This window comes from Pseudomonas sp. CCI3.1 (assembly GCF_034313985.1).
GTDB classification, from domain to species: Bacteria; Pseudomonadota; Gammaproteobacteria; order Pseudomonadales; family Pseudomonadaceae; genus Aquipseudomonas; species Aquipseudomonas psychrophila.
On sequence record NZ_JAVIWO010000001.1, the window covers coordinates 2,932,614 to 2,954,526 of the forward strand.

Annotated in this window: 19 protein-coding genes; 9 read left to right on the plus strand and 10 right to left on the minus strand. The window is 57.1% G+C overall.

The features are described 5' to 3' along the window. Positions 1–146: 146 nt before the first annotated feature. The gene (locus RGV06_RS13285; RefSeq protein WP_322150171.1) at positions 147–1,535 is read left to right on the plus strand and encodes an inorganic triphosphatase; all 1,389 of its coding nucleotides are present in this window, start codon (positions 147–149) and stop codon (positions 1,533–1,535) included. 45 nt (positions 1,536–1,580) lie between these two features. Here RGV06_RS13285 and RGV06_RS13290 read toward each other — a convergent pair whose 3' ends face one another. The 4 genes from RGV06_RS13290 to RGV06_RS13305 form a co-directional block, all read right to left on the minus strand. Continuing rightward, positions 1,581–2,150 (minus strand): lipocalin family protein, encoded by a 570-nt coding sequence (locus RGV06_RS13290; protein WP_322150172.1) that lies wholly within the window; start codon positions 2,148–2,150, stop codon positions 1,581–1,583. Positions 2,151–2,171: 21 nt separating this feature from the next. Next, on the minus strand, positions 2,172–2,426 hold the full coding sequence (bamE, locus tag RGV06_RS13295; RefSeq protein ID WP_019821790.1) for an outer membrane protein assembly factor BamE domain-containing protein: 255 nt from the start codon (positions 2,424–2,426) through the stop codon (positions 2,172–2,174). A gap of 269 nt (positions 2,427–2,695) precedes the next feature. After that, a complete protein-coding gene (locus tag RGV06_RS13300) occupies positions 2,696–3,706 on the minus strand; it encodes a class 1 fructose-bisphosphatase (protein WP_019821792.1) in 1,011 nt (336 codons plus the stop codon). A gap of 231 nt (positions 3,707–3,937) precedes the next feature. Beyond that, positions 3,938–6,385, minus strand: a complete 2,448-nt coding sequence (locus tag RGV06_RS13305) for a glycogen/starch/alpha-glucan phosphorylase (protein WP_019821793.1) — start codon at positions 6,383–6,385, stop codon at positions 3,938–3,940. Between the two features lie 265 nt (positions 6,386–6,650). On the opposite strand from RGV06_RS13305, the gene RGV06_RS13310 reads away from it, so the two are divergent. After that, positions 6,651–7,088 (plus strand): YkgJ family cysteine cluster protein, encoded by a 438-nt coding sequence (locus RGV06_RS13310; protein WP_037031547.1) that lies wholly within the window; start codon positions 6,651–6,653, stop codon positions 7,086–7,088. Between the two features lie 224 nt (positions 7,089–7,312). Here the strand turns inward: RGV06_RS13310 and typA are convergent, their stop codons facing one another. Then, positions 7,313–9,133 carry a translational GTPase TypA gene (gene typA, locus RGV06_RS13315; protein ID WP_003438614.1) on the minus strand — a complete coding sequence of 607 codons (1,821 nt, stop codon included), beginning with the start codon at positions 9,131–9,133 and terminating at the stop codon, positions 7,313–7,315. A gap of 140 nt (positions 9,134–9,273) precedes the next feature. Then, positions 9,274–10,728 carry a tRNA uracil 4-sulfurtransferase ThiI gene (gene thiI / locus RGV06_RS13320; RefSeq protein WP_037032087.1) on the minus strand — a complete coding sequence of 485 codons (1,455 nt, stop codon included), beginning with the start codon at positions 10,726–10,728 and terminating at the stop codon, positions 9,274–9,276. Positions 10,729–11,060: 332 nt separating this feature from the next. Between thiI and glnA the strand changes: the two genes are divergently transcribed. From glnA to ntrC, 4 genes are all read left to right on the plus strand, one after another. Next, a complete protein-coding gene (glnA, locus tag RGV06_RS13325; RefSeq protein ID WP_016783124.1) occupies positions 11,061–12,467 on the plus strand; it encodes a glutamate--ammonia ligase in 1,407 nt (468 codons plus the stop codon). Positions 12,468–12,692: 225 nt separating this feature from the next. Continuing rightward, positions 12,693–13,214 (plus strand): DUF4124 domain-containing protein, encoded by a 522-nt coding sequence (locus RGV06_RS13330; RefSeq protein WP_322150173.1) that lies wholly within the window; start codon positions 12,693–12,695, stop codon positions 13,212–13,214. A gap of 265 nt (positions 13,215–13,479) precedes the next feature. Beyond that, a complete protein-coding gene (glnL, locus tag RGV06_RS13335) occupies positions 13,480–14,565 on the plus strand; it encodes a nitrogen regulation protein NR(II) (protein WP_019824842.1) in 1,086 nt (361 codons plus the stop codon). Continuing rightward, positions 14,562–15,995: a nitrogen regulation protein NR(I) gene (ntrC, locus tag RGV06_RS13340; protein ID WP_046810336.1), complete on the plus strand. Its 1,434-nt coding sequence runs from the start codon at positions 14,562–14,564 to the stop codon at positions 15,993–15,995. The genes glnL and ntrC overlap by 4 nt, the downstream gene beginning before the upstream one ends. 452 nt (positions 15,996–16,447) lie before the next feature. Here ntrC and RGV06_RS13345 read toward each other — a convergent pair whose 3' ends face one another. Continuing rightward, the gene (locus RGV06_RS13345) at positions 16,448–16,885 is read right to left on the minus strand and encodes a hypothetical protein (RefSeq protein ID WP_019824838.1); all 438 of its coding nucleotides are present in this window, start codon (positions 16,883–16,885) and stop codon (positions 16,448–16,450) included. Here RGV06_RS13345 and trmL point away from each other — a divergent pair. Then, positions 16,884–17,339, plus strand: a complete 456-nt coding sequence (gene trmL, locus RGV06_RS13350; RefSeq protein ID WP_019824836.1) for a tRNA (uridine(34)/cytosine(34)/5-carboxymethylaminomethyluridine(34)-2'-O)-methyltransferase TrmL — start codon at positions 16,884–16,886, stop codon at positions 17,337–17,339. The genes RGV06_RS13345 and trmL overlap by 2 nt on opposite strands. A 176-nt stretch (positions 17,340–17,515) precedes the next feature. On the opposite strand, the gene secB is transcribed toward trmL, so the two are convergent. The 3 genes from secB to RGV06_RS13365 are packed head-to-tail and all read right to left on the minus strand — an operon-like array spanning position 17,516 to position 18,713. After that, positions 17,516–18,001 carry a protein-export chaperone SecB gene (gene secB, locus RGV06_RS13355; protein ID WP_019824834.1) on the minus strand — a complete coding sequence of 162 codons (486 nt, stop codon included), beginning with the start codon at positions 17,999–18,001 and terminating at the stop codon, positions 17,516–17,518. Positions 18,002–18,042: 41 nt separating this feature from the next. Next, positions 18,043–18,297 (minus strand): glutaredoxin 3, encoded by a 255-nt coding sequence (grxC, locus tag RGV06_RS13360; RefSeq protein ID WP_016783118.1) that lies wholly within the window; start codon positions 18,295–18,297, stop codon positions 18,043–18,045. Between the two features lie 2 nt (positions 18,298–18,299). Continuing rightward, a complete protein-coding gene (locus RGV06_RS13365; protein ID WP_019824832.1) occupies positions 18,300–18,713 on the minus strand; it encodes a rhodanese-like domain-containing protein in 414 nt (137 codons plus the stop codon). A gap of 148 nt (positions 18,714–18,861) precedes the next feature. Here RGV06_RS13365 and gpmI point away from each other — a divergent pair, with 148 nt between their 5' ends. Together gpmI and RGV06_RS13375 are read left to right on the plus strand one after the other, a co-directional pair. Then, positions 18,862–20,397, plus strand: coding sequence for a 2,3-bisphosphoglycerate-independent phosphoglycerate mutase (gene gpmI / locus RGV06_RS13370; protein ID WP_019824830.1), 1,536 nt, complete (start codon positions 18,862–18,864; stop codon positions 20,395–20,397). A gap of 209 nt (positions 20,398–20,606) precedes the next feature. Next, entirely contained in the window at positions 20,607–21,893 is a 1,287-nt protein-coding gene (locus RGV06_RS13375; protein ID WP_048352232.1) for a murein hydrolase activator EnvC family protein, read from the plus strand. Positions 21,894–21,913: the final 20 nt, after the last annotated feature.

The window sequence follows — 21,913 nt, forward strand, 5'->3', positions numbered from 1 at the left end:
CCTGTTGGCGGGGCAAGGCCCATCATAGAGCTATCTGCGAGGCAGAATAAACCCGTTCGGCGCGCCGGGGCGGCTTGTCCTGTACACTGCACGGCCTTGGCAGCCACACTTTTCCCGGCTGCGCACCGATCCTGGATTTTCCGGCCATGCAAAAAGAAACTGAAATCAAACTCCGCGTCAGCCGCGAAACCCTCGCCGCCCTGCGCGAGCACCCCTTGCTGAAAAAGCGCAACAAAAGTGGCTGGGAAAGCCGTGAGTTGTTGAACCAGTACTTCGACACCCCTGAGCGCGATCTGGCCAAGGCCAAGGTTGCCCTGCGCCTGCGCCGTGACGGTGAAGACGTTATTCAGACCCTCAAGACCCGCGGCCAAAGCATTGCCGGTCTGTCCGAGCGTAACGAGTACGACTGGAACCTGCCCAAAGCCAAACTCGACATCAAGAAGCTCGACGGCGAATGCTGGCCCGAAGAGTTGGCCGATCTGGACAAAAAAACCCTGAAGCCAATCTTCACCACTGATTTCGTACGCGAACGCGCTGAAATCTCCTGGGGTCGCGGCAAGGCCAAAGTGGTCATCGAAGCCGCCCTGGATCTGGGTCACGTGATTGCCGGCAAGCAGAAAGAAGAGATCTGCGAACTGGAACTCGAACTGCGCGAAGGCGAGCCATCCGCCCTGCTGGAACTGGCTACAGAACTGGCCGAGAAGCTGGCCCTGATGCCATGTGACATCAGCAAGGCCGAGCGTGGCTATCGCCTGTTCGACGCCAACAGCTACTCCGTCAACCTGCCAGCGCCAGAGCTGACCCCCGAGACGCCGCTGGACGATGCCTTTGCGGCACTGGCCTGGCACTTGCTGGGCAACAGCCAGCGTCTGGCCGAGCAGTATCGCTTCAATGGCCACTGGCGTTTGCTGCAGGATTGGGTTCAACAGTTGATTGACCTGCGCGCGCTGGTCAGCAGCCTCGGTCAAGCCGCTCCACGCCAATCCACCAGCACCTTGCGTGCAGCGCTGGACGCCCTGCTTGAAGACTGGCGCCCGCTGGTTCAGATCGGCCAGGACGACGAAGACGTTCGTAAAGCCGCACCTGAGCAGTTCCTTGAAGAGCTGGAAGACCCTCGCTGGGGTCAATTCTCCCTGAACACTTCGCGCTGGTTGATGGCGCGCAGCTGGACCGTTGATCGCGGCACCACCCGTGGCAATCGTCAGGGCGCTGCACAGCTGCACAGCTGGCTGCCGCGTTTGTTGTCGGATGAGGCGATTGCCTTGCGCTTGAACCGCTACCAGCAACAACCCGAAGACCTGGCCGAGCAACTGCCGCGCATCGAGCGCATTCAGGCGTGGTTGCGCCTGGCGCGTAACGTGCTGGAAATTCCGGAACTGGACCGTTTGTACGGAGAGATGAACAAGCTGCAGGAATTGGCCAACATGCCAATCACTGACGACGCAGAGCAAAACGACGAATTGCTCAACGCCCGTAAGCAGCAAGCCATCGCCGTGTACCAGAACCGCGCCTGGAAGACCCTGCTGCGCGCTTAAACGCCCAGCCAACGCCCCTTGGCGCCAGCTGAGGGGCGTTCCTGTTTATTGAGTGTCTTTGGGCATCTCTGCATCCGGCGTGCGCCAGATCAAGCGTGACGTGTCGTAGCCCTGCTGCTGAGCCTTGCTGAGCAATTCATCACGGGTTTGCTGATCAACCTGCGGCTTGCGCGACAACAACCACAAATAGCGTCGGTCGGGATTGCCCACCAGCGCCGTGCTGTAGTCATCCCCCAGGTACAACACCCAGTAGTCGCCCTTGGTCACACCCGGCAGCACGGTTGATACCCAGTTGTCGAACTCGACCCACAGCTTGTCGGTTTTACCCTCCACCTGCGGGGTCGCCGTGCCCTTCGCCTCCTCCCATTTGCCCTCTGCCGTGCGGCAGCGGTTTAACACCGCGACGTTACCGTCGGGCTTCAAACTGTAATGGGCTTCAGACTGCGCACAGTTGCGCTGGAAGAACATCGGCAATCGCGCCAATTCATACCAGGTGCCCTGATAGCGCTTGAGGTCGACACTTGTGACAGTATTGGGCGCCAGCGAGTCGCTGCTGGAACCCGTGCATCCGGCCAGCAACAGCGCGGCCCCCAAGCTAACTAAAAGACGTTTCATCGCGAACGCTCCCGATCAGTATTACTTCAGACCCTGACCCGAAAAAATCAGCACTTTATCGCCCGCGTATTGCACGCTGATAAAGCTCTTCTGATCGCCCCAGGTGCAGCTCGACATCCCCAATGCGCCCGAACAATCGGTCGGGCTGCCCAGAAGCTGCTCAACTTCAGCCTTGGTCATGCCCGCCGACAGTTTTGAATAGTTTTCTTGATTGATCTTGCTGCACGCCGTCAGCAATACGCAGAACGACAACATCGCCAAATAACGCAATTTCATGGAAAGCTCCTGCAGGGAAAGGTCGGCACAGATGCCTGATGCAAGCTTAGAAGAGAAAAGCACAGGGTGGTTCCCGCAGGGCGCAGGGATTTGTTTGGCGGGGGGGGAGATGGTGTCCGTAGCAGCTGCCGAAGGCTGCGTTCGGGGGCGCAGCCGCCGTAAATTCAAAAGTCCCGGTCTATCTGACGGGTCGCTACTTCTGAATTTACGATTGCTTCGCAATCGAACGCAGCCTCGTTCCTTCGGCAGCTGCTACAGGCGCGGCATGCTTAGGCTTTGTGGTAATCGGTAATGCGCGCGACTTCTTCTTTCGAGCCCAGGTACACGGCTACACGCTGGTGCAAGCCTTCAGGCTGGATGTCGAGAATGCGCTGATGGCCGTCAGTGGACGCACCGCCCGCCTGCTCCACGAGGAACGACATCGGGTTGGCTTCGTACATCAGACGCAGCTTGCCAGGCTTGGACGGCTCACGGCTGTCGCGCGGGTACATGAACAGACCACCGCGGGTCAGAATGCGATGCACGTCCGCAACCATCGCGGCGACCCAACGCATGTTGAAGTTCTTGTTCAGCGGACCTTCTTCACCGGCCAGCAATTCGTCTACATAGCGTTGGACCGGAGCTTCCCAGTGACGCTGGTTAGACATGTTGATGGCAAATTCCTGGGTGGTTTCAGGAATGGTGATGTCTTCGTGGGTCAGAACGAAGCTGCCCATTTCACGGTCCAGGGTGAAGCCTTTAACGCCGTCGCCCAAGGTCAATACCAGCATGGTCTGAGGACCGTAGATGGCATAACCGGCAGCTACCTGCTGTGTGCCTGGCTGCAGGAAGGCCTTTTCATTCAAAGGCTCGTTCTGAGTCAGGTATTCGTTCGGGCAACGCAACACGGAAAAAATAGTGCCGACCGGAGCATTGATATCAATGTTCGACGAACCGTCCAGTGGGTCGAATACCAGCAGGTAGGCGCCTTTCGGATACTTGCCCGGGATCTGGTAGGCGTTGTCCATTTCTTCAGACGCCATGCCGGCCAGGTGACCGCCCCATTCGTTGGCTTCGAGCAGGATCTCGTTGGAGATCACATCGAGCTTCTTCTGCACTTCACCTTGTACGTTTTCGGTGCCCATGCTGCCCAGAACACCACCCAGGGCGCCTTTGGACACGGCGTGGCTGATCTCTTTGCAAGCACGCGCCACCACTTCGATGAGGAAACGCAAATCAGCAGGCGTGTTGTTGCTGCGGGTCTGCTCGATCAAATAGCGACTCAGGGTAACGCGGGACATGTAAGGCTCCGAACAATGGGGAGGGGGCGAAAAACCCGCGCAGTTTAACGCGTGTTGCCGTGCAAATCTTCTAATCAGACTCAGAACCGACAGAGCGAGTTCTGCTGAACCCTTAAATCAGGCGAAAACGGGTAGAGACTTTGTTCCCGGTCAAGGCCCCTTGTGGGAGCGAGCCTGCTCGCGAATGCTCTTCGCGAGCAGGCTCGCTCCCACGGCTAGAGTGGCCGTGTCCTACAGCGCTTTCCAGATATCGGTAGCGTACTCGCGAATGGTCCTGTCCGACGAGAACCAGCCCATGCGCGCCGTGTTCAGCACAGCTTTACGCCACCACTCGTCCTTGTCCTGCCACAAATGCTCCACACGCATCTGCGCATCCCAATACGCATCAAAATCCGCGCACACCAGAAACCGGTCGTATTCGATCAGTGAATCCACCAGCCCGGTGTAACGCGCCGGATCATCGTGTGAAAAGACCCCGCCGCGAATCGCCTGCAATACATCATTGAGCCGATGCGATGCCGCCACATCCGGTGCCGCATGGAACTCGCCATTGTGCTTGCGCGCTTCAACCTGCTGCGCACTGAGCCCGAAAATGAACATGTTGTCGGCACCGACCCTCTCGCACATCTCAACGTTGGCTCCATCCATCGTGCCGATAGTCAGTGCACCGTTGAGGCCGAACTTCATGTTGCTGGTGCCCGATGCTTCGTAGCCTGCGGTGGATATCTGCTCGGACAAATCCGCCGCCGGGATGATGCTTTCGGCCAGACTCACGTTGTAGTTGGGGATAAACACCACTTTGAGCAAACCGCGCACCGTGGGGTCGTTATTCACAGTACGGGCGATGTCGTTGGCCAGTTTGATGATGAGTTTGGCCTGCTCATAACTGGCCGCCGACTTACCGGCAAAAATTTTCACCCGTGGCACCCAGTAATTTCCGGGCTCGGCACGAATGGCCTGATACAGCGCGACGGTGTGCATCAAGTTGAGCAATTGGCGCTTGTACTCATGAATTCGTTTGACCTGCACATCGAACATCGCTTCAGGGTTAACCACGATACCCAAGCGCTCGTAAATCAGCGCCGCCAGAGTGCATTTGCTTTGCAGACGCTGCTCTGCAAAGCGCTTGCGAAAATCGGCGCGCTCGGCAAAAGGCTCCAGCTTGATCAGTTTGTGCTCGGTCTCATCAAGAACATCGACCCCCAGCGCGTCAACCAGCATCGAGGTCAGGGGCGGGTTGGCCTGGAACAGCCAGCGGCGGAAAGTGACGCCGTTGGTTTTGTTGTTGATCCGCTCAGGGTAGAGCTTGTGCAACTCGGCAAACACCGTGCTGCGCATCAACTGGGTGTGCAGCCCGGAAACCCCGTTCACGCTGTGGGAGCCCAAAAATGCCAGGTTGCCCATGCGCACTCGTCGACCATGGTCCTCTTCAATCAGCGAAACCGCACGCAGCACGTCAAAATCGTGAATACCCTTGGCCCGCAACGCATCGATATGGTGCGCGTTGATCAGATAAATAATCTGCATGTGCCGCGGCAACATGCGCTCCATCAAGCCGACGGGCCAGGTTTCGAGTGCTTCGGGCAGCAGCGTGTGGTTGGTGTACGACAGGGTATCGACGGTGACTTGCCAAGCGGCATGCCATTCGATGCCGTGCTCGTCGACCAGAATGCGCATCAACTCGGCAACGGCAATCGAGGGGTGGGTGTCATTGAGCTGGATCGATACATGCTCGGCCAGGTTCAACAGCGTGTCATGCACATGCAAATGGCGCCGCAGCAAGTCTTGCAGCGAGGCCGAAACAAAGAAGAACTCCTGACGCAGGCGCAACTCTTGCCCCGCTTCGTTGCTGTCGGCCGGGTACAGCACGCGGGAGATGCTTTCAGCCCGCACGACTTCGGCCACTGCGCCCAAGTGGTCCCCCGCGTTGAAACGGCTCAGGTTCAAGTCGTGCAGCGCCCTCGCCCGCCACAGGCGCAAGGTGTTGACACTGGCTCCGCGCCACCCCACTACGGGCGTGTCATAGGCAATTGCGCGCACGGTCTCGCCTGGCCACCAGATTTGCCGAAGCTGGCCCTGTTCATCCTGTTTGGTTTCAACCGAACCGCCAAAGCCGACCGAGTACAACACTTCAGCGCGCTCGAACTCCCAGGGGTTGCCGAAGTCCAGCCAGTTCTCGGTCTGCTCCTGTTGCCAGCCGTCAACAATGCTCTGGCGAAACAACCCGTGTTCATAGCGGATGCCGTAGCCGTGAGCCGCAATGCCCAGAGTTGACATGCTTTCCATAAAGCAGGCGGCCAATCGTCCCAGACCACCGTTACCCAGCGCCGCATCCGGCTCCAGCAGGCGGATGCGCTCCAGATCGACCCCGAGGTCGGTCAGTGCTTCGCGGGCCACCTCCAGCAGTCCCAGATTGCTCAGGCTGTCATACAGCAAGCGACCGATCAGAAATTCCAGGGACAGGTAATACACCCGCTTCTGGTCCTTGCGATAAATCTGGCGCGTGTGGTCCATCCAGTGCTCGACCATATGGTCGCGGGCGGCCAGAGCAATAGCTTCAAACCAGTCATGGTCAAACGCGTGTTCCGGGTCCTTACCCACCGCGTAAGTCAGTTTGGCTACTACAGCGGCACGGAAAGCCGCCACCTGTGCGTCACGAACAAGCGGTTCCTGGGGCATCGATACAACCTCAATCGAGATGGGGCGATTTGAAGAACGAATGGTGTCAGCCTAGACGCTTCGACAGAAACAAAGTGCTTTGGTTGGGGGTTTTTTGGAGGATTAATTGAAAATAACTGACGAAATGTGCGCCGCCCCAAAACGAGGCAGATACACCGTTGAATGCTTTAAAACATGGCCCTGATCGAAAAACCGGCAAATGGTTGTTCACACATTCATCAACACCGGTATGATCGCGCGCCCTGATGCACGCTGGAATACAAGCCTGATGAAGTCCAACCTGATCGCCGCCGCGGAAATCGACCGTCTCGATACCTGGGCCAAATACTCCGCGCCCATGTGCGGCTCCTGCATTTCCAGCTGCTGCACGTTGCCGGTCGAGGTCAAGATCAAAGACCTGATCCGCATCGGCATCGTCGATGAGTTCGAGATGGGTGATCCACCGAAAAACATCGCCAAGCGCCTGCAAAAAGAAGGGATCGTGGAGCGCTTCAACCAGAAATCCGGGATTTTCACGTTGCAGCGCATGAGCAACAACGACTGCCTGTACCTGGATCGCAAGTCGCGCATGTGCACCATCTACGAGATCCGCCCGGATACCTGCCGCAACCACCCGCGAGTGGGCCCACGTCCTGGTTATTGCGCCTACGTGCCCAAAGCCGTCGAGCGTAAAAACAGCAGCGAGAAGTTGATGGTGTTCTAAGACACCATCTTTAAATACTCTGTTGTAGATCAAGCCCTATTGCGGGAGCGAGCCTGCTCGCGAACGACCTTCGCGAGCAGGCTCGCTCCCACAGTTGCCGTTTTCCTGTAGATACTCTGTTGCCGATTAAGCTTTCGACAGGTGTTTTTCATCGAAAACCCGGACATAAAAAAACGCCCCCGGCCGCAAGGCCGGGGGCGTTTTTTATTCAGCAGCTAAATCAATTACTTGCTGCTTTTTTTGCTAGCGCGGGTACGCTCGCTTTCGCCCAGGATCTTCTTACGAAGACGGATGGACTTAGGCGTTACTTCGCACAGTTCATCTTCTTGTACGAATTCCAGAGCTTGCTCCAGAGTGAAGCGGATAGGCGGAACCAGAGCGATGGTTTCGTCTTTACCCGAAGCACGCATGTTGTCGAGCTTCTTGCCTTTGGTTGGGTTAACGCCCAGGTCGTTGTCGCGGCTGTTGATGCCGACGATTTGACCTTCGTACACGTCTTCACCGTGACCCAGGAACAGTTTGCCGCGAGCTTGCAGGGTTTCCAGCGAGTAAGTCAGAGCCTTACCGGTAGCAACCGAAACCAGAACGCCGTTCTGACGGCCGGACATGTCGCCCGACTTCATCACGTCGTAACGGTCGAAGATCGAGGTCAGGATGCCAGCGCCCGAAGTCAGCGTCAGGAACTCGTTACGGAAACCGATCAGGCCACGTGCAGGGATGTTGTATTCAAGACGAACACGGCCCTTGCCATCCGGAACCATGTTGGTCAGATCGCCTTTACGGATACCGATCTGTTCCATGATTGCGCCCTGCGATTCTTCTGGCAGGTCGATGGTTACGTTTTCGTACGGTTCGTGCTTAACGCCGTCAACCATGCGGATGATTACTTCCGGACGACCAACACCCATTTCGAAGCCTTCGCGACGCATGGTTTCGATCAGTACCGACAAGTGCAGCTCACCACGGCCAGACACTTTGAACTTGTCAGCGGTGTCGCCTTCTTCAACGCGCAGAGCAACGTTGTACAGCAGCTCTTTGTCCAGACGCTCTTTGATGTTACGGCTGGTTACGAACTTGCCTTCACGGCCGCAGAACGGCGAGTCGTTAACCTGGAAGGTCATCGAAACGGTAGGTTCGTCAACAGTCAGAGGCTTCATCGCTTCAACATTCAGTGGGTCGCACAGAGTGTCGGAGATGAACAGCTGGTCGAAACCGCTGATGCAGACGATGTCGCCGGCAGCTGCTTCTTCAACGTCGATACGGTGCAGACCGTGGTGACCCATCAGCTTCAGGATACGACCGTTACGGCGCTTGCCGTCAGCATCGATAGCCACAACCTGAGTGTTCGGCTTAACGCGACCACGAGCGATACGGCCAACGCCGATAATGCCCAGGAAGCTGTTGTAGTCCAGTGCCGAGATTTGCATCTGGAAAGGACCGTCACGGTCAACTTTTGGAGCAGGAACGTGGTCAACAATCGCCTGGTACAGCGGGGTCATGTCTTCAGCCATGTCGGTGTGGTCAAGACCAGCAATACCGTTCAGGGCAGAGGCGTAAACCACTTTAAAGTCCAGCTGCTCTTCGGTAGCACCCAGGTTGTCGAACAGGTCGAAGATCTGATCCAGAACCCAGTCCGGACGAGCGCCTGGACGGTCAACTTTGTTGATAACCACGATTGGACGCAGGCCGGCTTCGAAAGCCTTCTTGGTCACAAAGCGGGTTTGCGGCATAGGGCCGTCTTGAGCGTCAACCAGCAGCAGAACGGAGTCAACCATCGACATTACGCGTTCTACTTCACCACCGAAGTCGGCGTGGCCCGGGGTATCCACGATGTTGATGTGGTAGCCGTTCCAGTTGATGGCAGTGTTTTTTGCCAGAATGGTAATACCGCGCTCTTTCTCCTGGTCGTTGGAGTCCATCACGCGTTCGTCGTTAAGCTCGCCGCGCTCCAGAGTGCCGGATTGACGCAAGAGTTTGTCTACCAGGGTAGTTTTACCGTGGTCAACGTGAGCAATGATGGCGATGTTACGTAGATTTTCGATCACTTGTGTATCTCGATCAGAGGATTCGGTGTGCTGACTGAGTCCAGGCAGCGATTAACAGTAGAGTCCGTGCAAGCCGTTACAGCTTGACGGCGGCGTCGGGGGGCCGGTGACGCAGGCCACAGGCATACAGCCCCGGGCTCTTAGCTCGGTCGATAAACGCGCACATTGGCATGTCCCTCACTGAGCAAATGGTGAGCATGCAGGCGACTCATCACGCCTTTGTCGCAATACAACAGGTACTGACGGGTGTCATCCAGTTCCTTGAAGCGGCTGTTCAGTGCATAGAACGGCATCGCTTGTACTTCGATGCCAGCCAGTTCCAGCGGTTGATCTTCCTGAGCATCCGGGTGACGGATGTCGATCACGATCTGGCCCGCCAGCACTTCGCTGACTTCTTCGACTTGCAAGTCCTGGCCCAATTCATCGATTACTCGATCAATCGGCACCATTTTGGCCCGCTCAAGCGCTCGCTCAAGCACGGCCATATCGAACTGTTGTTCTTCATACTCCACGCGGTTGCGTTTGGCGTGGGTCTTGGGGTTGACCGAAATTACCCCGCAATACTCAGGCATGTGCTTGGCAAAATCGGCCGTACCGATTTCAACCGCCTGATCAATGATGTCCTGCTTATGGCTCGCAATCAGCGGACGCAACACCAGTTTGTCGGTAGCCGAGTCAATCAGCGACAAGTTGGGCAGCGTCTGGCTCGACACCTGGGAAATCGCTTCACCGGTGACCAGCACTTCAATTTCGAGACGTTCGGCGATACGGGTCGCAGCGCGCAACATCATACGCTTCAAAATGACGCCCATATGACTGTTATCGACTTTACCGAGAATTTCGCCCAAAACTTCTTCGAACGGAACGCTGACAAACAGCACGCGCTGCGAGCTGCCGTACTTCTTCCATATATAGTGCGCGACTTCCATCACGCCCAGTTCATGGGCACGACCGCCCAGGTTGAAGAAGCAAAAGTGGCTCATCAGGCCGCGACGCATGATCTGGTAAGCCGCGACGGTTGAGTCGAAACCACCGGACATCAACACCAGGGTCTGTTCCAGAGAGCCCAGCGGGAAGCCGCCTATGCTGTCGTGCTGGCTGTGAATCACAAACAACCGTTGGTCGCGAATTTCGAAGCGCACTTCAATTTCCGGCTTTTTCAGATCAATTCCGGCCGCCCCACACTCACGACGCAGCTTGCTGCCGACGTATTTCTCGATTTCCATCGAGGTAAATGGGTGCTTGCCACCGCGCTTGCAACGCACGGAAAAAATCTTGCCGGCCAGCGCATCGCCAAAGTGCAATTTGCACTTCTCGACGACGTCGTCGAAGTCACCCAGCGGGTACTCGTCGACTTGAAGAAAATGCGCGATACCCGGCATGCAGCTCAGGCGTTCGGTCATTTCTTTCAAGGCTTTAGGGTCACTTACGCGCGTTTGCAGCTCGATGTTGTCCCACACGCCCGTCACCACCACAGCCGGGTCCAGATCGCGGAGCACAGCACGGATGTTTTTGGCCAGTTGACGGACGAAACGCATCCGAACCGGGCGGCTCTTGATAGTGATTTCGGGGAAGACTTTAACGATTAGTTTCATGAAAACAGCGCGCGAGCAGCCTGCCAAAAAAGGGGGGCGCGGATTATAGCGGAAATTGCTCAAGGTTTAACCAGTTATCGTACAAACGGTTTTCACTGCACCAAAATGGAACATAAACGCCTTTAATCGCTTCATTTGAGTGCGATAAATGCGCCTAATCGGTAGTCTTCGCCTCTAACCTGCTTGAGATTGGGGCAATAAACCCAAGTCGGGGCACTGGCATGCAATTTGCTCCCTTGTGAGGCAGGTTGCCTTGGCAGAGTATTCGCGCCGGCATCAACCACTTAATAAGGGCACGTAACTAACAGCCCTAAGCCACCCCGGAGGACACTATGTCGAAGTCGGTTCAACTCATCAAAGATCATGACGTCAAGTGGATTGATCTGCGCTTCACTGACACCAAAGGCACTCAGCACCACGTGACCATGCCGGCCCGTGATGCGCTGGATGAAAACTTCTTTACCGACGGCAAGATGTTCGACGGTTCCTCCATTGCCGGCTGGAAAGGCATCGAAGCGTCCGACATGATCCTGCTGCCAGACGACAGCACTGCCGTTCTGGACCCGTTCACCGAACAGCCAACGCTGATCCTGGTGTGCGACATCATCGAACCTTCGACCATGCAAGGCTATGACCGCGACCCGCGCGCCATCGCTACCCGTGCCGAGGAATACCTGAAGTCCACCGGTATCGGCGACACCGTTTTTGTCGGCCCGGAGCCAGAATTCTTCATCTTCGACCAAGTGAAGTTCAAGTCCGACATCAGCGGCTCCATGTTCAAGATCTACTCTGAACAAGGTTCGTGGATGTCCGACCAGGACGTGGAAGGCGGCAACAAAGGCCACCGTCCAGGCGTGAAAGGTGGCTACTTCCCAGTTCCGCCGTTCGACCATGACCACGAAATCCGTACCTCCATGTGCAACGCCATGGAAGAAATGGGCCTGGTTATCGAAGTTCACCACCACGAAGTGGCAACTGCCGGCCAGAACGAAATCGGCGTGCAGTTCAACACCCTGGTGAAAAAGGCTGACGAAGTTCAGACCCTGAAATACTGCGTACACAACGTGGCAGACGCCTACGGCCGTACCGCTACTTTCATGCCTAAGCCTCTGTACGGCGACAACGGCTCGGGTATGCACGTACACATGTCCATCTCCAAAGATGGCAAGAACACCTTCGCTGGCGAAGGCTATGCCGGCCTGTCCGACACCGCGCTGTACTTCATCGGCGGCATCATCAAGCACGGTAAGGCACTGAACGGCTTCACCAACCCGGCTACCAACTCCTACAAGCGTCTGGTACCAGGTTTCGAAGCTCCGGTAATGCTGGCCTACTCGGCCCGCAACCGTTCCGCTTCGATCCGTATTCCTTACGTGTCCAGCCCTAAGGCTCGCCGTATCGAAGCACGTTTCCCGGATCCAGCAGCCAACCCATACCTGTGCTTCGCTGCACTGATGATGGCTGGCCTGGACGGTATCCAGAACAAGATCCACCCTGGCGACGCAGCTGACAAAAACCTGTATGACCTGCCGCCTGAAGAGGCCAAAGAGATCCCACAAGTTTGCGGCAGCCTGAAAGAAGCCCTGGAAGAGCTGGACAAGGGTCGTGCGTTCCTGACCAAAGGCGGCGTTTTCAGCGACGACTTCATCGACGCTTACATCGCCCTGAAAAGCGAAGAAGAAATCCAGGTTCGTACCTTCGTACACCCGCTGGAATACGAGCTGTACTACAGCTGCTAATCCAGTAACGCTCGCGAAAGCGGCGTGACCTGAAGAGGCCTCCTACGGGAGGCCTTTTTTATGCGTAACGTCTTACACATACCTCGGCTATACCCAGCCAACTTCTCACCCATACCTGACAGCCACTCCAAAGCGCGATCTGTAGCTTGAGCCGACTTCCCAAACGGACGCTGCCATGACACGTGCAAACACCCTCAACGCTTTTTCCCTGTTGGCTGCCAGTTTGTGCGCGTCCTGCTGATCATTCTGTGGCTGATCGCCCTGCCCCTGAATGCGCAGGTGTTCAAACACATCGACGCTGACGGCAAGACCCATTACAGCAGCACCCCGCGAAACCTGACCGGCAACTCCCCTCTGAAGCTTGCCCCGCTGAATCGCCAGCCCGCCCTGATCATTACGCCACCGGCCAGCACTCAACAACTGCTGCCTGAAAAAGAGCCATATCCTTCTCACGCGCCCTACAAAACACTGTCCATTAACGGACTGCCTTCTGATCAAGCGCTGCGGGCCAACAATGGAACCTTCGCGTTGCAGATCAACATTGCACCACCCTTGCACAGCCAACATCGCCTGCAATGGATGCTCGACGATCAAGCCTATGGCCAGCCCAGCTCAAGCCTCGACTTGCATCTGGTCAATATTGATCGCGGCGAGCATCGTCTTTTGGTAAACGTACTGGAAGGCAACGTTGTGGTGCAGCAGAGCCCCGTCCTGCGTTTTTACCTGCAGCGATTTCATCAGCGCTGACACTAAAAAGCTCCGTACAGCCGGTATTTTGAGGGGACTGAATCTATTCAGCTCAATTGCACTATATTGGTGCAATAGTTGCTCAAATGTTCACTTACCAGCCCAATTTGGTTCAAAACGATTCTCAACCGGATCAAGAGCGCCACCTTGATGGGCTATAAGTCCTTATTTCAGGCCATTCGCGCATCTTTTCAGAGCCTTGGTTTGTTTATTGCATTTTCCTTGCACCAGCGCCTCACCCGCGCACGCAACCCGGGATTGGCCCATGACCATCAGTGATGCCCTGCACCGACTGTTACTCGACAACCTGACCACTGCCACGCTGTTACTCAATGCTGATTTACGCCTTGAGTACATGAACCCGGCAGCAGAGATGCTATTGGCAATCAGTGGTCAACGCAGTCACGGGCAATTCATCAGCGAGCTCTTTACAGAATCCACCGAGGCTTTGCATTCGTTGCGCCAGGCGGTTGAGCAAGCGCACCCGTTCACCAAGCGCGAGGCCATGCTGACCTCACTGACAGGCCAGAACCTGACCGTGGACTACGCCGTAACGCCCATCTTGAGCCATGGCGGCACCATGCTGCTGCTTGAAGTCCACCCCCGTGACCGCCTGCTGCGCATCACCAAGGAAGAAGCCCAGCTGTCCAAGCAGGAAACCAGCAAGATGCTGGTGCGCGGCATGGCCCACGAAATCAAGAACCCGCTGGGTGGCATTCGGGGTGCTGCGCAGTTGCTGGCCCGTCAGTTGCCTGACGAAAGCCTGCGCGACTACACCAACGTGATCATCGAAGAGGCCGACCGTCTGCGTAACCTGGTGGACCGCATGCTGGGTTCCAACAAACTGCCTTCGCTGGCCATGACCAATGTCCACGAAGTCCTGGAGCGCGTGTGCAGCCTGGTTGAAGCGGAAACACAGGGCAGCATCACATTGGTGCGCGACTACGACCCAAGCCTGCCCGACCTGCTGATAGACCGTGAGCAAATGATCCAGGCCGTACTCAACATCGTGCGTAACGCAATGCAGGCCATCGGTAGCCAAAACGAGCTGCGGCTGGGACGTATCAGCCTGCGGACCCGCGCCATGCGCCAGTTCACCATTGGCCACGTGCGTCACCGACTGGTCACCAAAATCGAAATTATCGACAACGGACCGGGCATTCCGGCCGAGCTGCAAGACACCCTGTTCTTCCCGATGGTCAGCGGGCGCCCAGATGGCACCGGGCTAGGCCTTTCCATCACGCAGAACATCATCAGTCAGCACCAGGGGTTGATCGAGTGTGAAAGCCACCCCGGCCACACACTCTTCTCGATCTTTCTACCACTGGAACAAGGAGCCGCATCGACATGAGCCGAAGTGAAACCGTGTGGATCGTCGACGACGACCGTTCTATCCGCTGGGTCCTGGAAAAAGCCTTGCAACAGGAAGGCATGACCACACAAAGTTTCGACAGCGCCGATGGGGTGATGAGTCGTCTGGCTCGCCAACAACCCGACGTCATTATTTCTGACATCCGCATGCCCGGCTCCAGCGGCCTGGACTTGCTGGCCAAGATTCGCGAACAGCACCCGCGCCTGCCCGTGATCATCATGACTGCCCATTCCGACCTGGACAGCGCGGTGGCCTCCTACCAAGGTGGCGCGTTCGAATACTTGCCCAAGCCGTTTGACGTCGATGAAGCCGTGTCACTGGTCAAGCGCGCCAACCAGCACGCCCAGGAGCAACAAGGCTTGGCAGCGCCCCCGGCACTGGCCAGAACACCTGAAATCATCGGCGAAGCGCCGGCGATGCAAGAGGTGTTTCGTGCCATTGGCCGTCTTAGCCATTCCAACATCACGGTACTGATCAACGGCGAATCAGGCACGGGCAAGGAGCTGGTGGCTCACGCCCTGCATCGCCACAGTCCACGCGCTGCGTCGCCATTTATCGCGCTGAACATGGCAGCGATCCCCAAAGATCTGATGGAATCCGAGCTGTTCGGCCACGAAAAAGGCGCCTTCACGGGAGCTGCAAACCTGCGCCGGGGTCGTTTTGAACAGGCCGATGGCGGGACCCTGTTCCTGGATGAAATCGGCGATATGCCTGCCGATACCCAAACCCGCCTGCTGCGGGTGCTGGCCGATGGCGAGTTCTACCGAGTGGGTGGGCACACGCCGGTCAAAGTTGACGTACGGATCATTGCTGCGACCCACCAGAACCTCGAAACCCTGGTTCAGGCCGGCAAATTTCGCGAAGACCTGTTCCACCGCCTGAACGTGATCCGCATCCACATCCCGCGCCTGTCTGACCGTCGTGAAGACATCCCGACCCTGGCCCGGCATTTCCTTAGCAGCGCCGCGCAAGAGCTGTCGGTAGAACCCAAGCTGCTGAAGGCCGAGACTGAGCAGTACCTCAAGAACCTGCCGTGGCCGGGCAACGTACGTCAGCTTGAAAACACCTGCCGCTGGATCACGGTGATGGCTTCGGGTCGCGAAGTGCATATCAGCGACTTGCCGCCGGAGTTGCTGAACCTGCAGCAAGACACCTCTCCTGTCACCAACTGGGAGCAGGCGCTGCGCCAGTGGGCTGATCAGGCGCTGGGCCGTGGCCAATCCAACTTGCTCGACAGTGCAGTGCCAACCTTTGAGCGGATCATGATCGAGACGGCACTCAAGCACACTGCGGGTCGTCGTCGCGATGCCGCGGTGCTGCTGGGCTGGGGCCGCAACACCTTGACCCGCAAGATCAAGGAACTGGGCATGAAGATCGACGGCGACGAGGAGGATGGCGACGAAGCTTAAGGCAGATCATAGCCCCTCACCCCAACCCTCTCCCAGAGGCAGAGGGAGCTGATCGGTGGTGATATTGACTGCGCGTGCGGTTAGTCCCCTCTCCCTCCGGGAGAGGGCTAGGGTGGGTTTTTGATCTGACCGCACCACCCTCAAGCAACCCGCCCCATTATCGTGCACCGCTCTAGCCCAATGGTTTGCGCCAACCCTCTCACCAAAATCAGCCCCCAAGCAAAAGCCCCGGATTCCGGGGCTTTTGCGTTTTCATCAGGTCATTTCTACAGAAAATCAAAAACTGGCACGCCCCCTGCAATACCTATATCAAGCAACACCGCTTTAGGGGACCTTGATACAGGCAGGTCAAGACTCCCCACTTTTACACCCGCAGCCTTGATGCCTGTTGCATCAAAGCGCACACCGTTTTTGGGGAACCCAGTACAGGCAGGCTGGAATTCCCTCTTTTATTACTCGCGCAGGCTCACCTGCAATCGCCAGCGCCCATCCTGCGGCGCACCGGCCCAGTCGCCCTGCAAAGCACGGGCCGCCACCACGGTCAGCAGTAAACCACCGTCCGTATCCCGCACCCGCCAGTTCACATGCTTGCCGTTGAGCATCAACTGGCCGTTCTGCGGCTTGCCCTTGGCATCGAACAACAATCCCAAGGTGCCATCGACCAACTCACCATGCAGCTTGGGCTCAGCGCTGAACCACACCACCAACCCGTTCGCCAGCACGTCCACCTGTTGCAGTTCAACAGGCACAGGCGTGGTCAAACGGCCGATCATCATCCCTACCATCACACCGACTATCGCCAAAGAACCTAAAACCCGTGGCCATAGTTTCGGTCGCGGGTCCTCTTCAGGCGTAGAATGCTGCCCATCATTAAGTTCGGAGCCGTGCATGTTTCACGTCATCCTTTTTCAACCAGAAATTCCGCCGAATACCGGCAACATTATCAGGCTGTGCGCCAACAGCGGCTGCCACCTGCATTTGATCGAGCCTATCGGTTTTGAGCTGGACGACAAGCGCTTGCGTCGCGCCGGCCTCGATTACCACGAGTACGCGCCGCTCAAGCGTCATGCTGACCTGGCCAGTTGCCTTGAAAGCCTGGGTCACCCGCGCCTGTTCGCCTTTACCACCAAAGGCTCGAAACCCTTTCATGACGTCCAGTTTGCTGAAGGCGATGCCTTTATCTTCGGCCCTGAAAGCCGTGGCCTGCCACCCGAAGTGCTTGACGCGCTGGATGGCGAGCACCGCCTGCGGTTGCCGATGCGCGAGGGTTGCCGCAGCCTGAACCTGTCCAACACCGTGGCAGTTGCCGTGTACGAAGCCTGGCGTCAGTTGGGTTTCAAGTAATTCACATCCAGTTATCTGTGGGAGCGAGCCTGCTCGCGAAGGCGTCAAGAACGGGTGATTCACCATCACCCGCGCGCTATCGTTAACGAACTTCGCGAGCAGGCTCGCTCCCACAGAGTCTTCGACATACCCAATAAAAAAGCGCCCTTAAGGCGCTTTTTTTGGGCATCGACTGTTTATTGAACAGTCGGGTTGCCTTCTTCCTGCATGCGCTGCAATTCTTGCGCGTACAGGGCATCGAAGTTCACCGGTGCCAGCATCAACGCAGGGAACGAGCCGCGAGTTACCAGGCTGTCCAGGGTTTCACGGGCATACGGGAACAGGATGTTCGGGCAGAACGCGCCCAGGGTGTGGTTCATCGACGCTGGATCAAGGTTTTTGATCAGGAAGATGCCAGCCTGTTGCACTTCAGCAATAAAGGCCACTTCGTCACCGTTTTTCACGGTAACCGACAAGGTCAGAACCACTTCGTGGAAGTCGCCTTCCAGCGGCTTTTGACGGGTGTTCAGGTCTAGACCAACGCTCGGTTCCCACTGCTGACGGAAGATCGCCGGGCTTTTTGGGGCCTCGAACGACAGGTCGCGCACGTAGATACGCTGCAGGGAAAATTGTGGAGCGGTGTCTTCATCGCTAACAGCAGCGGTGTTCTGTTGGTCAGTCATCACAGATCCTTGTTGATCTTGGGGCTTATAGAGAATGAGAGTCAGACGTTCAGCAGCGCATCCAATTTACCTGCGCGCTCCAAAGCAAACAGGTCATCGCATCCGCCAACATGCTTGTCGCCGATCCAGATTTGCGGAACCGATGTACGACCCGCCTTCTGAGCCATCTCGGCACGTACCTGTGGCTTGCCGTCGACCTTGATTTCTTCGAAGGCAACGCCCTTGTTCTCAAGCAGAGCCTTGGCTCGCATGCAGTAAGGGCAGTAGTCGCTGGAGTAAACGATGACCTTGGACATATTTACTTCACCACTGGCAGGTTGTCTGCGCGCCAGCTGGAGATGCCGCCAGACAGCTTGGCTGCGTTGTAACCGGCCTTGAGCAGCTCGCGGGCGTGGGAGCCCGAGTGCTGACCGGCAGCGTCAACCAGAATAATGGTTTTGCCCTTGTGCTTGTCCAGCTCGGCAATGCGCGCCATCAGCTTGTCTTGCGGGATGTTCAGGGCACCCACGATGTGGCCGGCGGCAAAGTCTTTAACCGGGCGAATATCAATCACCACACCTTCGTCGCGATTGACCAGGCCGGTCAGTTCGCCCGTGCTGATGCTGCGACCGCCACGGCTTATTTCGTGGGTGATCAACAACGCCAGCAGGATGACAAACGCGCCTACAAGCAGGTAGTGAGAAGTCGCAAATGCAATCAGGTGCTCAACCATCAGAAGGTTCCAGGGTCGTAAAATGTGGGCCAGTATACACAGCCACCTTGGTCGGCCAAACCCCGCCCGGCGGTGACGCCACATGAACTTCGCTTTAAACTGCGCGTCCTCTTCATACCTTCTTATAAACCAGCCACGAGTGGGATCTATGACTACCACGCCTAAACCTTTGGTCCTGATCATCCTGGATGGCTTCGGTCACAGTGAAAGTCACGAATACAACGCCGTATATTCGGCCAAGAAACCAGTGCTGGATCGTCTTTGCGCGAGCATGCCGAACGGCCTGATCTCAGGTTCAGGCATGGATGTCGGTTTGCCGGACGGCCAGATGGGCAACTCCGAGGTCGGTCACATGAACCTCGGCGCCGGCCGCGTGGTGTATCAGGATTTCACCCGCGTCACCAAATCGATCCGTGATGGCGAGTTTTTTGAAAACCCGACCATTTGCGCCGCCGTCGACAAAGCGGTGAGTGCAGGCAAGGCCGTGCATATTCTGGGCTTGCTGTCGGATGGCGGCGTTCACAGCCACCAGGACCACCTGATCGCGATGGCTGAGTTGGCCTTTAAACGTGGCGCAGAAAAAATCTACCTGCACGCCTTCCTCGATGGCCGTGATACGCCGCCAAAAAGCGCTTCATCGTCCATCGAACTGCTGGACGAAGCCTTCAAGGACCTGGGCAAAGGCCGTATTGCCAGCCTGATTGGCCGCTACTTCGCCATGGACCGCGACAATCGCTGGGATCGCGTCGAACAGGCCTACAACCTGATCGTCGACGGCAAGGGCGAGTTCAACGCCGCTACCGCCCAAGAAGGCCTGGAAGCGGCTTACGCCCGTGGCGAAAGCGATGAGTTCGTCAAAGCCACCACCCTTGGTGAGCCGGTGAAGGTTGAAGACGGCGACGCCGTGGTCTTCATGAACTTCCGTGCCGACCGCGCCCGGGAACTGACCCGCGTGTTCGTTGAAGACGACTTCAACGCGTTCGAACGTGCCCGCCAGCCAAAACTGGCCGGCTTTGTGATGCTGACCCAATACGCAGCCAGCATCCCGGCGCCAAGCGCCTTTGCCCCCGGCAGCCTGGAAAACGTGCTCGGCGATTACCTCGCCAAAAACGGCAAAACCCAGCTGCGCATTGCTGAAACCGAAAAATACGCCCACGTCACCTTCTTCTTTTCGGGCGGGCGTGAAGAGCCGTTCCCGGGTGAAGAGCGGATTCTGGTGCCCTCGCCAAAAGTCGCCACCTACGACCTGCAGCCTGAAATGAGCGCTCCCGAAGTCACCGACCATATCGTCGATGCCATCGAGAACCAGCGTTATGACGTAATCGTGGTCAACTACGCCAACGGTGACATGGTCGGGCACAGCGGTGTCTTCGACGCAGCCGTTAAAGCAGTTGAATGCCTGGATGCTTGCGTGGGCCGGATTGTCGAAGCGCTGGACAAGGTCGGTGGCGAAGCCCTGATCACGGCTGACCACGGTAACGTTGAGCAGATGTCCGATGACACCACTGGCCAGGCACACACCGCACACACCTGCGAGCCCGTACCGTTCATCTATGTGGGCAAGCGGGCGCTCAAGGTTCGTGAAGGCGGCGTGCTGGCCGACGTGGCTCCCACCATGCTCAAACTGCTGGGTTTGCCTCAGCCGCAAGAGATGACCGGCAAATCGATCCTGGTCGACGCATAAAGTAAAACCTGTGGGAGCGAGCCTGCTCGCGAAGGTCTCAAGCGCACCGCGATGATCCAATCAACATGCGCTATCGTTAACGACATTCGCGAGCGGGCTCGCTCCCACGGGGGTTGACCGATCCATGACAATTTCACCTTCATCCATTTCTTATAGGTGACGAGGGCGGGCATACTAGGCCGTCCCGTTCCCCAGGTGTCGCCCGCCCCATGCTTCGCGCCCTTATAGCCCTGACCCTCGCATGCCTGCTCCAACCGGCGTTTGCCGACGAGCGCGCGCAAACCCAACAGCAGCTGGACGCCACGCGCCAGGATATCAGCGAGCTGAAAAAGCTCCTCGGTAAACTCCAGGAAGAAAAATCCGGCGTGCAGAAAGACCTGCGCAGTACCGAAACCGAAATCGGCAAGCTGGAGAAGCAGGTAGAAACCCTGCAACAAGAACTAAAAAAGAGTGAAGGCGAGCTGCTGCGCCTAGATAGCGAGAAAAAAAAACTCCACAGCGCAAAACTTGAACAGCAGCGCCTGATCGCCATTCAGGCCCGTGCCGCCTATCAGGGGGGGCGTCAGGAGTACCTGAAAATGCTGCTCAACCAGCAAAATCCCGAGAAGTTCGCCCGAACCCTCACCTATTACGATTACCTGAGCCAGGCCCGCCTGGAGCAGCTCAAGGGTTTTAACGAAACCCTGCGCCAACTGGCCAATGTCGAAGCCGATATCAATCTGCAACAGGCTCAGTTGCTGACTCAAAAAAGCAGCCTGGACACCCAGCGCGCTGAACTCGACAAGGTACGTGCAGAACGCCAGCAAGTACTGGCCAAGCTCAATACCGACGTAAAGGATCGCGATCAAAAACTGCAGGCGCGCGAACAGGACCAAGCCGATCTGGCTAAAGTCCTCAAGACCATCGAGGAAACCCTTGCCCGTCAGGCACGCGAAGCCGAACAGGCGCGGCAAAAAGCCTTGATTGCACAGCAGGAAGCCGAGAAAAAACGCCAGCGCGAGGCTGAATCGGTTGCCACCGACGCCCCCCGCAAACCGGTCCAGTCAACTCCGGGCGCATTGGTGTCCAGTGCCGGCGCTTCCTACGGCGGAGTTTTTTCTCAGGCACGGGGCAAACTTCCATGGCCAGTTGATGGTCGATTGCTAGCACGCTTCGGTGAAACCCGTGGTGATGACTCGCGCACCAAGTGGGACGGCGTGATGATCAGCGCCAGTGCCGGCAGCCAGGTACACGCCGTACACGGTGGTCGCGTGGTGTTTGCCGACTGGCTGCGTGGCGCAGGTCAACTGGTGATTCTGGACCACGGTAATGGCTACTTGAGCTTGTATGGCCACAATCAGACACTGCTCAAGTCTGCCGGAGACATCGTTAAAGCTGGCGAAGTGATCTCCACCGTAGGCAACAGCGGTGGGCAAGCCACACCAGCACTGTATTTCGCTATTCGTCAGCAGGGCCGCCCCAGCGACCCTGCACAATGGTGTCGCACTCAGGGATGAGTCCATCACCTTTAATACGT